Source organism: Wolbachia endosymbiont of Muscidifurax uniraptor, assembly GCF_054149795.1.
Map to the genome: position 1 here is coordinate 623,453 of NZ_CP083727.1, position 13,705 is coordinate 637,157.

Genomic DNA, 13,705 nt, shown 5'->3' on the forward strand with positions numbered 1-13,705 from the left:
CAGTATCTCTTAGCCACTAACAAGCAGCGGGATGACAGCAATCCTACGTCATGCCGCCGCGGTATCTCTAGATCCCGCTAACTAGTAGCGGAATGACGAATTTTTGTTTTTCAAATTATAGCTAAACATACTGTAATTGCTATTGAATGATGGAGAGACATACTCCATTATTTTAGCACGAAGTAACAAATTCAATGAATTGGTTCTTCAAAAATAATTTAAACTTTTACAGTAGGTCATGAAATATTATAGCGATCTCATTAAAAGAAACTTTTATAAGTATCGTTGATGAGAAAGGAAAAGTTGTTAAGGAAGAAGTTGTTGCAAGCGAAAGTAAGGCAATAGCAGATTAGCCAAGGCAAAAAATACGAACCCATAGGAATAGAAAGTGGATAGTTGTCAATATCAATGTGCAAAGAGTTAAGGAGTTTTGGATTACCAGTAATTTGTGTAGATGCAAGGCATATGGCAGCAGCGTTGTCTGCAAGAATCAATAAGAATGATAAAAACGATGCGAGGGGTATAGCGCAGATGATGAGAAGTGTTAGTAAAATCAGTTCTCAACCACTATCGGCTGAGAGCCGAAAGGTTGGATATAGCGCTGGAAGCGCGATGAGAAGCTAAAGCTACTCCAATCTTATACTAGATATAGAATGAGGCTGATGTGCATCTGTATGTTTATTGATGTACTCATTAATGACTTCATCTGTGATATGTCCGCTGGTAGCACTAAAGTATCCTCTTCCCCAAAAACGCTTTCCCCAGTACATTTTATTTAGCTCTGGAAATTCTTGTTGAACTTTGCGTGAAGACCTGCCTTTGGCTCTTTGAACAAAATCACTCACAGCTATATGAGGAGGTATTACTACGAATAAATGTAAATGATCTGATGATATTACTCCGTTTTCTATCTTAATCCCCATTTCTTCAGATACTTCTGCTATGATTGTTCGTATTCTCTCCTTCATAGCCTTAGTTAATACTCTGTACCGATATTTTGTAATCCAGACTATATGGTACCTATGATAAAATACAGTGTGTTTTCCTTTGTCATATTCCGTCATAACTATACTTTATAAAGTACAGTTATGACATTGACAAACTAAAGTTTCTCCACCTAGAAGGTGGAGGCTTGTACCATCTTATGGAAACTCAAATTAAAATAGCGCTTGGAAGCAGAAGACAGCTAATGTGTAGCAAACAGCAGGTTATTGGAACAATAAGAGGGTTGTTGAAGATACATGGTCGATAAAGGATCAAAATTTGAAACTTTCGCTTTAAGAATACAAGAGGCAATAAATAATTTGGATGAAATCAGTAGGAGTTCAATTGAAGCGTTAGTTTGTAGTTTGGAAGCAATAGAAAAGTCATTAAGAAAGCTTGACAAAATGCTTTCAGAACAAGGTGAAAAAGACGATGATTGTAAATTGTTAACTACTGTTCCAGGAGTGGGGATTATAGTAGCAATAACGTATAAAGCTGCAATTGATAACCACATAGGTTTGAGAAATCTGATACAGTTGGAGCATATATAGCGTTGACACCAAGGCAATATTCTTCTGGAGAAGTTGATCGGCATGGCAGCATATCAAAGATGGGACGAGCGGAATGTAGAAGTATGTTATATGAAGCTGCACAAACAATGCTTACAGTTACCAAGAGGACATTTAAATTAAAAAACTGGGGTTGCGAAGAAAAAAGGAATGAAAAAAGCAATCGTAGCAGTAGCAAGAAAATTAGCTGTAATTATGCATAGGATGTTGGTTGATAAAACAGAATTTTATTATCAATAAACATCAAAAGAGCATAGGACAATAATTTTATTGAAAATAAAGATAGCAATGCCGATGGAAGGGACAAGCAAGAACTTATACCAATTCCCATTACAGGGCAAACAGATGGACAATGATGGAAGAAAAGCCATACTGAAGTAAGTAAAATAGCGAGGTTTAAATGGCATTAAGATCAAAATTATTGGATGAAAAAGTAGTAGAATCAGCAAAAGAAATGCTGAAGAAAGTAAGGAATAATGCATATGTTTCAAAAAAACTAAATGCTGTAATTGCAGCAAAAAAGTACAGTATAACGGCTGTAGCAAAAATATATTGCATTTCAAGAAGCGCACTAACTTCGTGGGTAAAACTCTTGAAAATTGGCAGAGAAGAAAAACTGTTTGCTCCTTCACAACGTCGTAGAAAAACTAAATTAAATCAGGCTCAACTACAGCAAATTGAAGAGTGGATAGAAGAAAATCCTAATATCACCATTAAAGAAATGAGAATAAGAATCCAGGAAAAGTTCGGATTAAATATCAGCAAATCTACAGTACACCGCCATATGCAAAAGATGAAATTCTCATATATTACACCAAGACCAGTTCATAATGGACAAGATAAAAGCAAACAAGAGGAATTCAAAAAAAAATCTCAATTGAGCTATTAGCAAGTATCCAGAAAAAGAGCTATTTTTCTTTGATGAATCACGGTTTGGCACACATTCAAAAGTTGGACATGGGTGGTTTAAAAAGGGGATTAGAACACAGGTTAAAACAAAATTAGGTAGGCAAAATTTCTATCTCTATAGTGCAGTTAATCCTAGAAATGGAGAGAGTTCTAGCTTATTTGCACCAAATGTCAACACTGATTGCATGAACATATTTCTTGAGCAAATTTCGCAATATCTAGAAACACGAGAGGCTTTTCTCGTTATGGACTGTGCTAGTTGGCATAGGTCAAAAAATTTAAAGGTACCTAAAAATATCGACATTATATACCTACCTCCATACTCACCTGAGCTAAATCCTGTTGAGAGGCTTTGGTTATATATAAAACAGAACATTTTGCGCAATAAAATATACGATACAATTGCTCTACTTGAGGGTGCTTTGTGCAAATTTATTACTTCTCTTGCCAGCTCCACAATTAAACAACTCTGCAATGTTTCCTATTTGACTGGACAACAATGAGAATTGGTATTACCACACGATTTTCCGCCGTGGAAGGCTGTGCATGAACAGTTTAGAAGATGGAAAAAGCAGAGAATTTTTGAGAAAATGAACTATGATATCACTAAATATAGTAGGTCAAAAATGGGAAGCCGAGCGCATGCATAGTGGACAGTCAATCGGTAAAAACCACGGAAAAAGGGGGGGCAAAGGTTATGATGGTGCGAAAAAGGTAAAGGGGAGAAAAAGACATATAATCACAGATACTCAAGGATTTGTGCTTGGTTGCTATGTAGGAGCTGCAAGCGAAAATGACAGAGATGGGGTGAAGATGGCATTGGACAATATGAAGGAAAAATACAGCAATATTAAGAAAATGTGGGCTGATATGGGATACCAAGGAAAAGATTTAAAGGATTACGTAAAGAGAGAATATGGGATAGATATTGAAATTGTCAAAAGGCCTCCATGTAGGTTTTGGGTGCATAAAGATACACCACTAGAACTATTGCCACAACGGGATGGCTTTGTTGCATCGCTACCTATGAAAGGCTAACTATAGTTAGGATTATAAGCAACTTATTGAAAATCTTGTTTTTTTGCAATCAATCTGATCAAATTTAAGAATAGTAATTTGTTATTTATATTAATAAATTTAATTCTATTGAAAATAGCTAAAGCATTGAAATTCTTGAATTTTAGCCAGATTAGTGAGTGGTAGTGAAATTTCTTTTACTCAAATTTAGGTATTCACTGACCGTTCTTGTTATAAATACCAGAATAATAAGCTACTGATATTCCCTATCTTTTTTATCTTTAATCCATCATAGCTAGCGATGCAACAAAGCCCAACGGGATCCTGGATTTTCAGTACAGCCGAGAAGGTGGGTGGTAGAGAGGACTTTTGCTTGGATCAATAGAAATAGAAGGCTATCAAAGGAGTACGATTTACTTACAACATCTACTGAAAGTTTCATATATCTGGCTATGAGTAAAGTTATGTTAAGTAGGGAATATGCTTGATTTACTGGTTTGTGGACAACCTCTAAATCGTGAAAAAGAACTGCTCATTAAGTGCTATTTGCTTAATAAATTTACTGACATTGGTATGGCTAAATTCGAAATGGCTACATGAATTTATCGTAAATTATTACCGTATAAGGTACGATGCGACAAAGCTATCCCAGTGTCAGCTACTCGGATGACACTGTCATAAAGGAACCAGTGTTAGCTACTTGGATGACAACCATTGTGCTTGAGGCAAAATTGACTATCACTTCTTTTTATAGAGCTTGCTCCAAACTTTGTTGTTAGTTAATACAAAAAACACTGTTAAAATTATAAAATACGCCACTACTTTTAATCCAAGTTTATGCCGGCGCTCTAATTCTGGCTCTGCTGCCCATTGTAAAAAATTTATCACATCATACGCCATATTTTCAACTGTGGCTTGCCTTGCACCATCATATTCCACCATTCCTTCAGAAAGTGGTGGCGCCATAGCTAATCTGCCTGTTGGAAAATACGAATTAAAATATAAATCATTTTCATCGTGTTCGCCGTTTTGATAGCCTGTTAACAATGAATAGACATAATTTGCACCATCATGCCTTGCTTTAATAATTAATGATAAGTCTGGTGGGACTGCACCATTGTTGCTTGCTGCAGCTGCTTCTTTTGTATCAAAAGGTGCAATAAAATAATCCGAAGGTATTCCAGGTCTATCGAACATTTCACCCAAATCATTTGGGCCATCTTTAACTTGATAAGAAGCTGCAATCTGTTTTACATCTTCTTCAGAAAAACCAACATCTTGCAAATTACGAAATGCTACCCTATTCATTGAATGACAAGCAGCACAGACTTCTTTATACACTTTATAGCCACGCTGAATTGACTCTCTATCGAAAGATCCGACAATTCCATCAAATTTCCAGTCTATTTTCTTATTTGGTGATGATTTAAATTCTTCTGCAGATATAAGACTAGATAGAAATAACATGCAGAAGATTGCAAATACATTAGATCCCATGCATAACCACTGTTTTAGTAAATTTCGAATTGATGTCATGCAAGTAGCTGACACTGGAATCCAGCTTATTTCATCACTGACATTATGGTTATCGTGCACTCCTAGAATCTGTTGTCCATTGCATGATTTGTAAGTATTTTTATACCTGGATCCTAGTGTCAAGCACTGGGATGACAACGGAAGATAGTGGAATGACACTGTGTGTTGTATACAACGTTCATACAATTGTGTACATGATGCTGGAATCCATTTATTTTTTTTCTGGATCCCAGTGTCAAGCACTGGGATGACAAAAGAGGGCTCTGGGATGACAGAAGAGAGTTCTGGGATGACAGAGAATTTTGTAAGAGATCTGCTTTGAATTGACATCACCTCATCTCCGGCACAGAATCACTTAAGGTTTTTGGTGGTTCTTTTGGCTTTTCATACTTACTAAGCAGTGGTAAAACTATCACAAAGTATGCAAAGTAATAAAGAGTAGATAGCCTACTCATAGTGATGTAAGGCTCTTTTACCTCTTGTCCTCCAAGCCAGGCGAGAAGTACAAAATTTATTGCAAAAACCCAAAAAAATTTCTTAAACACCGGGCGATAAGCACCACTTTTAACTTTTGATTTATCAAGCCAAGGTAACAAAAACCACACTAAAATAGACGCAAACATGGTAAGCACACCAGTAAGTTTATCTGGAATTGAACGTAGCATTGCATAAAAAGGTAAAAAATACCACTCTGGCACTATGTGTACCGGAGTTACCATAGAGTCAGCTTCTATATAATTGTCTGGATGCCCAAGATAATTGGGAGCATAGAAAACAAATGCGAACAAAACTACAAAAAACAGACCAAAAGTTATGCAATCCTTGACTATATAATAAGGATAGAGAGGGATGGTATCCTTATCTGATTTTACCTCCACTCCACTTGGGTTACCAGAGCCAAACCTATGCAGAGCTATCACATGAAGCATAGCTAAAGCAATAATAACAAAAGGGAGAAGATAATGCAGAGCGAAAAAACGGTTAAGTGTTGGGTTATCCACTGAAAAACCACCCCATAACCATATAACTATTTTATTGCCAATTAAAGGTATAGCAGAAAATAAGTTGGTTATAACTGTTGCACCCCAGAAACTCATTTGTCCCCAAGGCAATACATATCCCATAAAGGCAGTTGCCATCATTGCAAAAAATATAAATATTCCAATAAACCACACCATCTCTCTCGGTCTTTTATAAGATCCGTAATATAATCCACGCATTATATGAACATAGACTACCATAAAGAAGAGCGATGCTCCAACAGCGTGAGTGTAGCGTATTAACCACCCGTAATTCACATCCCGCATTATGCGCTCTACACTATAAAACGCATAATCAACATGCGGAGTGTAGTGCATAGCAAGAAATATACCTGTTATTATTTGTAAAATTAGCGCTATACCAGCCAAAGAGCCAAAGTTCCAAGCATAATTTAAGTTTTTTGGTACTTGATAAGAAGCGGTGTGTTTTAGAAAAGAAAATATAGGCAGTCTATATTCTATCCACCCTAATATGCCTTTTTCTTCTTCTATCGTTGTTTTTTTTTTAGTATCATCTTGCATAACTTAAAGCTTTCTCTACCTTTAACTCGTTTTATTGTAGCAGCTTATCCTTTATGCACAAATAAAAACTTTAAAGCAATATTAATTACCTCTTCAGCAACCTATCACGTGCCGCGTTTAACTTTTGTGCAAAATATTCCGAGCCTCCCTTATCTGGATGAACTAACTTCATTAAATTTTGATATGCTTTATTGATTTCATTTTGACTTGCCTCAGGATTCAGCCCCAGTATCTTTAATGCTTCATCTTTGGATATGTTGTCACCAGTGTAATTTTCAGTATAACTTCTACTGCTATTAAATTCGTTCAAAAACTTACTCAATATAGAGTTCATCATGAAACTTATGTTATTTTTTTTTGTCAGGAAAAGAAAAAATACAACAACGCTAGGCAAGACAAATGTAATTACTATGAATACTAAAAAAAGAAAAAAGATGAATGACATGTATATTTTTTTATCATTTTATGATTAAATAGTAACAATTATAATTGTCATGGTAAATAACATGTTCATCCAGATTGAAGAAACACCAAACCCAAATACGCTAAAATTCCTTCCCGGATTTGCAATTCTAAACGAAGGAGAAACGGCTGATTTTTCAAATGCAGATGAAATAAAAAACTCCAAGTTAGCAGCAAATCTTTTTCAAATAGAACATGTGGTAAGAGTGTTTTTTGGTCATGATTTTATTTCAGTAACAAAATTGGGTGGAATTAATTGGGATACACTAAAAGTAGAAATTTTAACTACAATCATGGATCACTTTACTTCAGGTGGAAAAGCGCTAGATAAAGAAGGAGTGAATGATAATAATATATCAGATGAGGAATTTTTCGATGAAAATGATATAGAAATTGTAAATAGAATAAAAGAATTGATGGAAAGTTATATCAAACCTGCAGTTGCTCAAGACGGTGGTGATATCAAATTCCGTGGCTATAAAGATGGAATAGTTTATGTTGAGCTGCAAGGAGCCTGCTCTGGATGCCCAAGTGCTGCAATTACCCTCAAGCAAGGAGTGCAGAATATGCTGAGCTACCACATACCAGAGGTTGCGGGTATAGAGACCACACTATGACTAATCAAACGGTTAGAGGAACAAAAGATCTCCTGTTTGATGAATGGTACAAGTTTAAATACATTCAGCAAACAGCAAATAGAATCTCAAGTCTATACGGCTTTTTGCCCGCCCAAACTCCAATATTTGAATACACGGAGGTTTTTACAAAAACCTTAGGTGATAGATCAGATATCATCACTAAAGAGATGTATAGCTTCAATGATAAAGGGGGAAAGAGCATAACTTTACGTCCTGAGTTCACTGCAGCGATTGTTAGGCTACTCATTGAAAAAAAACTGCAAACACCGATAAAATTATTCTCAACAGGACCTGCATTTCGCTATGAAAGGCCGCAAAAGGGAAGACAAAGGCAATTTCATCAGATAAATTTTGAGGTTTTTGGCATAGAAGATCCAAAAGCTGATATTGAATTGATATCACTCGTTCAGCACTTACTAACTGAATTTGGCATCAATAAAAATGTAAAGCTGGAAATCAACTCTTTAGGTGATGGTGAAACAATAACTAAGTATAGAGAAGCTTTGATCTTATACTTTACAAAGTATCAAAATGATCTATCAGAAGATAGCAAAAATAGGTTGATCAAAAACCCACTCAGAATACTGGATTCCAAGGATGAGAAAGATAAATCAATAATTTCTGATGCGCCTAAAATCAGCAATTATTATACGAAAGGGTCCTCAGATTTCTTTGAACAAATACTAAATGGATTAACAATTCTTGATATACCTTATACCGTAAACAATAAACTAGTTCGAGGTTTGGATTATTATTGCCACACAGTGTTTGAGTTTGTTACAGAGGATTTAGGCGCACAAGGGGCAGTTTTTGCCGGTGGAAGATACGATAATTTAGTATCTTCAGTGGGTGGAAAACACACTTCAGCAATAGGATTTGCAGGAGGTATTGAACGCATAATGGAGTTAATCAATTATTCTCCGAAAGAAGAGCGACCTATTTACCTAATTCCAATCGGTAGAGAGGCTGAAGAATATGCCCTAACACTTGCAAATGAATTGCGCAGAAATGATTTGTATGTGATCTATGAATATAGCGGAGCGCTTAAAACCCGAATGAAAAAAGCAAATCAAGCAAATGCTAAAGTTGCTTTAATTTTTGGCGATGAAGAATTGAGTAGTAAAACTTTAAAGATTAAAAACATGGATACAGGTGAAGAAAAAATAATTGCTCGCGATAACACAATAGAAAACATCTAATTAGGAGCAATGCAAATGTTTTTCTCAGTCAGCTATAGAAGAAAATTCGTCTGCACAAGAATTTTTCATAGCATTCAATGTATCATAATCTGTAAAATCTAATTTTACTGGTGTGATAGTAATAAATCCTTCCTTTATTTTATTTACACTACCACTGCCTGAGTGCTCTCGAGACCAATTTAAGCTAAAAGAGCCATTCGAATTTTCAGTAAAAATTAAATCCCCATCAATGTTATATTCACCTTGTTCAGCAAATTCTACTCCTTTTACTTTTTCTGTAGCAGGAAAATTTACACTCATCACTATGTTTTTAGGCCAACCAACCTTAACGAGCTTGGCAATAACCTTTGGTGCAAAAACCTTTGTATTGTGCCAGTCTATTTTATCATGATAAACTTGGCTCAGTGCAATAGAAGGTATAGACCTTGCAGCACCTTCCATTACAGCACCAATTGTTCCCGAATAACAAATATCGTCCCCGACATTTGATCCAATATTTACTCCGGACAATATTAAGTCTGGTTTTTTATTCATAACTTTATTTAGCGCAATAATGACACAGTCTGCAGGAGTACCAGACACACTAAATTCCCTTTCACTATGTTGTTTTATTCCAATAGATTGTTTCACTGGATAATCAAGAGATCTTGCAGCTCCGCTTCTATCAGTATCTGGTGCCACTATCCATATTTCTGACGCAAAATTCCGTGCAACCTCTTTGAGTAATTTTATTCCTTCACTTCCAAAGCCATCATCGTTTGTTATCAATATTATCATATACAATACTCAGCTATACAGCTCCAAATTATGTAAATCACTGGCTGTAAATAAACTCATGAGGCCTTAAGTTTCTTTGCATAACTACGAACTGTAACAAAGAACCTGCTGTAAATCAATAGATTTCTTGCACAGGCCATAACTGTCATTACAATAGAAACGAAAAAACCTACTTGACAAACTCCGCCAGCCCCCTTATCATGAAACTGAAGCTATTTATTTATCTTCGCAATCTGTGCAGGTTAATGACAAAAAACTTAGGGTATTTGGCGTCTCATGTTTAATTTTTCGCACTACGTGCATCGCATGTCTTTAAAAATTTTTAGGTTTTTACCTATATAAGCCGAAACGCGCTTACAAAGCGTTTAAGACAGCAAAAAACGTCAAATTGACAAGGGAGAATTTGAATGCTAGCTACTACGGGGTTTCTTTGCCTTTTTTCCTGCTTAGTAAATTTCTTAAACACTTGCGGTGTAGGTTAGTTGCAAGTTAAAAGCAGCTAAATCGCTCTTAATCAAGCGTTTTAGAATAAAAAAAACGCCGATATTTTAGTACATAGTAAATAGCCAACCACCACGGGGCTTCTTTTGCCTTTTTTTTCGTTTGGTAAATTTCTTAATATTTGTAGCTAAACGACAACCGTCATCCCGCTGCTTGTTAGCGGGATCTAGAGATACCGCGAATGAATCGCGGTATGACGTAGAACTGCTGTCATTCCAGTCTGGAATCCAAAAAAAAGGATGATGTCATCCCAGTGCCCTGACTACTTGGATCCAGTTTTCTTTACAAATTCACAAAAAGTGCTTCATTCTATAACGCAAAACCCATACTCACCAAACCCAATGCATTACTTGCAATTAAGTTTCCTGGATCCAAGTAGTCAAGCTACTCGGATGACACCCCACTGGTGGCCCACACTACAATGTTCGTACAGTTATGAAATGAATCGCGGTATGACGTGTTGCTTGGGTCAGCTATAGTATTTCTTAAAATTAATAATAAATTTCTTGGCTAGCAAGAAGCTGCAAATTTTTTTGCGAGACCTAAGCCGGCTTTTGATATAGCTAAAGGTAAGGTCACTTACTTTCTGCTTAGCATATCCATCAAATCAGATTCTTTGAGTTTACTATGGTCAACTTTACTGAACTTATTTACCATAGAGCTCATTTGATTATACTGCTTAATTAGAAGATTAATGTCAGTTACAGTTGTTCCGGACCCCTTAGAAATTCTAAGTCTTCTTTTGCCATTTAAAATATCTGGATTTTGCCTTTCTTTTTCAGTCATTGAGTTTATGATGGCTATATATTTTTTCACTTTATTGTCATCTGGCACACTGCTACTTAGCTTTTTTGTAAATGAACTAGGAATGAATTTCATTATGTTGCTAATGCCATCCATTTTACTCAGAGTTTTTAACATTCCCACTAGGTCGTTTAGGTCGAATTTACCTTTTTTCACTTTCTTTTGTAACTTATCAATTTCTTCCTGACCAACAATCTCAGCAGCTTTTTCAACCAATGATACAACATCACCCATGTTAAGTATCCTTTTTGCAATTCTATCGGGATAAAAATCATCGAGGTCACTTAATTTTTCACCACAAGCAATAAATTTAATTGGACAATCGGCGATCATTTTCATAGAAAGAGCAGCACCACCACGTGCATCACCATCAACACGGGTGAGAATAATGCCGGTTACACCTATTACCTCATTGAATGATTTGGCAATGTTGACCGCATCCTGGCCTATCATTGCGTCGGCTACTAAAATAACTTCTGCAGGTGAAGCTATTTCCTTTACGGCTTTCAACTCATTCATCATATTATTGTCAATATGAAGCCTGCCTGCAGTGTCTAGTATTAATACATCATAATTATCGTTCTTTGCTATTGCTATTGCCCTTTTTGTAATTGTAATGGGCTTCTCATCTATTACTACAGGTAAAGTTTGCACATCTATTTGCTTACCTAGCACTTCAAGTTGTTTCTGGGCAGCAGGCCTATAAATGTCTAAAGAGGCAAGCATCACTTTTTTCTTTTGCTTTTTTAGTTTTAAAGCAAGCTTTCCTGAGGTAGTTGTTTTACCTGCACCTTGTAAGCCCACCATCATAATCACAGCAGGGGGTTTAACTGCTAGATTTAAGTCACTTTTCTCTGATCCGAGAACTGCAACTAAATTATCCTGTACAATTTTAATTATCATTTGTGCTGGAGAAACACTTTTTATGACTTTTTCCCCAATCACTTTATCTTTAATGTCGTTGATGAATTTTTTTGCAACTTCAAGTGAAACGTCAGCTTCAATTAAGGCTATGCGTATTTCACGCATGGCAAGATTAAAATCATCTTCAGAAATGATTGACTTTCCTCTCAGTTTACTAAATACAGAATTTAAACTTTCAGTTAACGATTTAAACATAATAGCATTAGTAGAATACTCATTAAAAAGAGAGAAGAAGCTGAAACAAAACTCACTGAGTTATAACCCAGCACTTCTTTAAGTTTAGTAATATTATTAAAGTATAAACCAGTAAGTGGATTAGTCAAGTTTTGCACTACGCTGGCAAACATTTCTCTAGTTTTAGAGACTAACTGATTGAACAGCAAGATAATATAGGGTATGAAAGCTCTAAAAATCCAATCAACATCCATTTTAAAATTTACTCTCGGGTAAAATAACTTGCGTAAAGGAATAAACAATAAAGTGGTACATAGTAATAAATTAAATTGCGACCAAATACTTTTTGTGTTGTACGCAAGATTAAAAATTGAAGGCTTATTGTAAATAGGTAAGTAAGGATTGCCAGCGATTACGCATATAAATGCTAAAATAATCATAGTCATTTTTCCTCCTCTCTCTGCTAAAGGTTTTGACTTACTTTTTGCAATAAATAAGTAATAAAGAAACTTTAGCCCCACGCTTAAATGAAGCAGCAAATTTAGAAGCTTATATAAATTTTTATACCCTTTTAAGGCAACAGTGTTCATTTCAATTTCAGCTGTGATATATGATTTACTGATAAATCCAACGGTTCCAGGAAATGCAGCCATTGTAAGTATTGCGATTATAGCACACATGCCTTCCACTGACATCAGTTTACCCACTCCATTAAAACTAATTGTTTTTGTTTGTGAAATAATCGAATTACTGACCACAAACAATAATGATTGATAAACAAGAGAGAAGATTATATGCAGTATCAAAATTGGTATTGCTTTTTCCGAAGGACTGAGCAAACTTCCTGCAATAATCAGCAAGCCCATTTGTCCTACAACGTTATAGCATAAAAATCTGCGAATATTTTGCTCAAGAGAAGCAAATATAATGCTGTAAATTGCAGTGATGGTGCCTACAAGCGCTAATATTTCAGTACAATCTTGCCATAGGTTATAAGTGTGTAAAAGCATCACTAAAAAAGAGACTTTAGTGGTAAATAAAGAGAGATATGTGGTGCCATGTAGCGATGCAGCAGGATATGCATCAACAACCCAAAACGAAAAAGGAAAACAAGCGCAGTTTATCAATAAACCCAAAATTATCAGGTTAGTGCTTTGAAGTGCCAATCCTGCTATTAATATAACTCCAACGAAAAAGTGTACACAAGCGTACCTTATTGCAGGTCCACTATCTCTACAGCTAGCTGCGATAATAAAAAATGCACTGATGGTCATTAATTCACAGAATATTATAACCAATATCATATGTTCAGATAAAACTGCATAAAGTGAACTAATAGTGTAAGCAGCAAAAGATAGCATCTCTGAAAAAGTCAAATTTTGTGCTGGTAGAACAGCTAAAAATGCAACTGATAAAAAAGATATTAGTATGGTACGAAAAGATAAATCAAAATCTAGAATTGGGAGAGACCAATTTACTGCAATGCTCAAATTTTCAGGTAATTTTAGGACTATAACTATTAATACAGTCAGTAGAAGTAACAGTGACGATTTATAAGGTTGCACAATAATTAAAACCAATATGGTTTATGCTATCTCAATATATGAATAAAATCAATTTGCATATTAACCACTAATTAAACTAATTAT

At 35.5% G+C, this 13,705-nt stretch carries 14 protein-coding genes and 2 pseudogenes; 9 read left to right on the plus strand and 7 right to left on the minus strand.

The genetic code is table 11. The features are described 5' to 3' along the window. Positions 1-408: 408 nt before the first annotated feature. The gene (locus tag LA754_RS03205) at positions 409-624 is read left to right on the plus strand and encodes a hypothetical protein (protein ID WP_457923724.1); all 216 of its coding nucleotides are present in this window, start codon (positions 409-411) and stop codon (positions 622-624) included. 2 nt (positions 625-626) lie between these two features. Here LA754_RS03205 and tnpA read toward each other — a convergent pair whose 3' ends face one another. After that, positions 627-1,064 carry an IS200/IS605 family transposase gene (tnpA, locus tag LA754_RS03210; RefSeq protein WP_006279552.1) on the minus strand — a complete coding sequence of 146 codons (438 nt, stop codon included), beginning with the start codon at positions 1,062-1,064 and terminating at the stop codon, positions 627-629. Between the two features lie 177 nt (positions 1,065-1,241). Here tnpA and LA754_RS03215 point away from each other — a divergent pair, with 177 nt between their 5' ends. The 5 genes and pseudogenes from LA754_RS03215 to LA754_RS03235 form a co-directional block, all read left to right on the plus strand. Then, positions 1,242-1,535, plus strand: coding sequence for a hypothetical protein (locus LA754_RS03215; protein ID WP_457923725.1), 294 nt, complete (start codon positions 1,242-1,244; stop codon positions 1,533-1,535). A 2-nt stretch (positions 1,536-1,537) separates the two neighbouring features. Next, positions 1,538-1,756 (plus strand): transposase, encoded by a 219-nt coding sequence (locus LA754_RS03220; RefSeq protein ID WP_457923726.1) that lies wholly within the window; start codon positions 1,538-1,540, stop codon positions 1,754-1,756. 197 nt (positions 1,757-1,953) lie between these two features. Then, positions 1,954-2,965, plus strand: a protein-coding gene (locus LA754_RS03225; RefSeq protein WP_410530061.1) for an IS630 family transposase whose coding sequence is annotated in 2 segments (ribosomal slippage) — positions 1,954-2,433 and positions 2,435-2,965 — 1,011 coding nt in all. Because the reading frame shifts where the segments join, the coding sequence is not laid out codon by codon here. Positions 2,966-2,974: 9 nt separating this feature from the next. After that, a pseudogene (locus LA754_RS03230) lies at positions 2,975-3,467 on the plus strand (transposase); the annotation flags it as partial. A gap of 338 nt (positions 3,468-3,805) precedes the next feature. Beyond that, positions 3,806-3,967 (plus strand): annotated as a pseudogene (locus LA754_RS03235) (transposase); the annotation flags it as partial. A 250-nt stretch (positions 3,968-4,217) separates the two neighbouring features. Here the strand turns inward: LA754_RS03235 and LA754_RS03240 are convergent. The 3 genes from LA754_RS03240 to LA754_RS03250 all read right to left on the minus strand — a co-directional run bounded on the left by LA754_RS03240 (position 4,218) and on the right by LA754_RS03250 (position 6,914). Beyond that, positions 4,218-4,976: a cytochrome c1 gene (locus tag LA754_RS03240; protein ID WP_077188190.1), complete on the minus strand. Its 759-nt coding sequence runs from the start codon at positions 4,974-4,976 to the stop codon at positions 4,218-4,220. Between the two features lie 368 nt (positions 4,977-5,344). Then, a complete protein-coding gene (locus LA754_RS03245; protein WP_457923727.1) occupies positions 5,345-6,577 on the minus strand; it encodes a cytochrome b in 1,233 nt (410 codons plus the stop codon). Positions 6,578-6,662: 85 nt separating this feature from the next. Beyond that, positions 6,663-6,914 (minus strand): J domain-containing protein, encoded by a 252-nt coding sequence (locus LA754_RS03250; RefSeq protein WP_236514981.1) that lies wholly within the window; start codon positions 6,912-6,914, stop codon positions 6,663-6,665. Between the two features lie 169 nt (positions 6,915-7,083). Between LA754_RS03250 and LA754_RS03255 the strand changes: the two genes are divergently transcribed. Both LA754_RS03255 and hisS read left to right on the plus strand, forming a co-directional pair. Continuing rightward, on the plus strand, positions 7,084-7,656 hold the full coding sequence (locus tag LA754_RS03255) for a NifU family protein (protein ID WP_049973585.1): 573 nt from the start codon (positions 7,084-7,086) through the stop codon (positions 7,654-7,656). Next, positions 7,653-8,876 carry a histidine--tRNA ligase gene (gene hisS / locus LA754_RS03260; RefSeq protein WP_077190541.1) on the plus strand — a complete coding sequence of 408 codons (1,224 nt, stop codon included), beginning with the start codon at positions 7,653-7,655 and terminating at the stop codon, positions 8,874-8,876. Before LA754_RS03255 ends, hisS begins: the two co-directional genes overlap by 4 nt. 24 nt (positions 8,877-8,900) lie before the next feature. On the opposite strand, the gene surE is transcribed toward hisS, so the two are convergent. Next, complete coding sequence (gene surE, locus LA754_RS03265) at positions 8,901-9,653, minus strand: 5'/3'-nucleotidase SurE (protein ID WP_077190543.1); 753 nt, start codon at positions 9,651-9,653, stop codon at positions 8,901-8,903. A 743-nt stretch (positions 9,654-10,396) separates the two neighbouring features. Here surE and LA754_RS03270 point away from each other — a divergent pair. Beyond that, positions 10,397-10,633 carry a hypothetical protein gene (locus LA754_RS03270; protein ID WP_186811210.1) on the plus strand — a complete coding sequence of 79 codons (237 nt, stop codon included), beginning with the start codon at positions 10,397-10,399 and terminating at the stop codon, positions 10,631-10,633. Between the two features lie 100 nt (positions 10,634-10,733). Here LA754_RS03270 and ffh read toward each other — a convergent pair whose 3' ends face one another. After that, complete coding sequence (gene ffh / locus LA754_RS03275; RefSeq protein WP_457923728.1) at positions 10,734-12,077, minus strand: signal recognition particle protein; 1,344 nt, start codon at positions 12,075-12,077, stop codon at positions 10,734-10,736. Beyond that, complete coding sequence (locus tag LA754_RS03280) at positions 12,062-13,621, minus strand: proton-conducting transporter transmembrane domain-containing protein (protein WP_077190549.1); 1,560 nt, start codon at positions 13,619-13,621, stop codon at positions 12,062-12,064. Before LA754_RS03280 ends, ffh begins: the two co-directional genes overlap by 16 nt. Between the last annotated feature and the right edge of the window lie 84 nt (positions 13,622-13,705).

Excerpts from the sequence above, each read along its gene's own strand:
- LA754_RS03205 (WP_457923724.1), top strand. The coding sequence starts at position 409 with ATGTGCAAAGAGTTAAGGAGTTTTGGATTACCAGTAATTTGTGTAGAT.
- tnpA (WP_006279552.1), bottom strand. The coding sequence starts at position 1,064 with ATGACGGAATATGACAAAGGAAAACACACTGTATTTTATCATAGGTAC.
- LA754_RS03215 (WP_457923725.1), top strand. The coding sequence starts at position 1,242 with ATGGTCGATAAAGGATCAAAATTTGAAACTTTCGCTTTAAGAATACAA.
- LA754_RS03240 (WP_077188190.1), bottom strand. The coding sequence starts at position 4,976 with ATGGGATCTAATGTATTTGCAATCTTCTGCATGTTATTTCTATCTAGT.
- LA754_RS03245 (WP_457923727.1), bottom strand. The coding sequence starts at position 6,577 with ATGCAAGATGATACTAAAAAAAAAACAACGATAGAAGAAGAAAAAGGC.
- LA754_RS03250 (WP_236514981.1), bottom strand. The coding sequence starts at position 6,914 with ATGATGAACTCTATATTGAGTAAGTTTTTGAACGAATTTAATAGCAGT.
- LA754_RS03255 (WP_049973585.1), top strand. The coding sequence starts at position 7,084 with ATGTTCATCCAGATTGAAGAAACACCAAACCCAAATACGCTAAAATTC.
- hisS (WP_077190541.1), top strand. The coding sequence starts at position 7,653 with ATGACTAATCAAACGGTTAGAGGAACAAAAGATCTCCTGTTTGATGAA.
- surE (WP_077190543.1), bottom strand. The coding sequence starts at position 9,653 with ATGATAATATTGATAACAAACGATGATGGCTTTGGAAGTGAAGGAATA.
- LA754_RS03270 (WP_186811210.1), top strand. The coding sequence starts at position 10,397 with ATGTCATCCCAGTGCCCTGACTACTTGGATCCAGTTTTCTTTACAAAT.
- ffh (WP_457923728.1), bottom strand. The coding sequence starts at position 12,077 with ATGTTTAAATCGTTAACTGAAAGTTTAAATTCTGTATTTAGTAAACTG.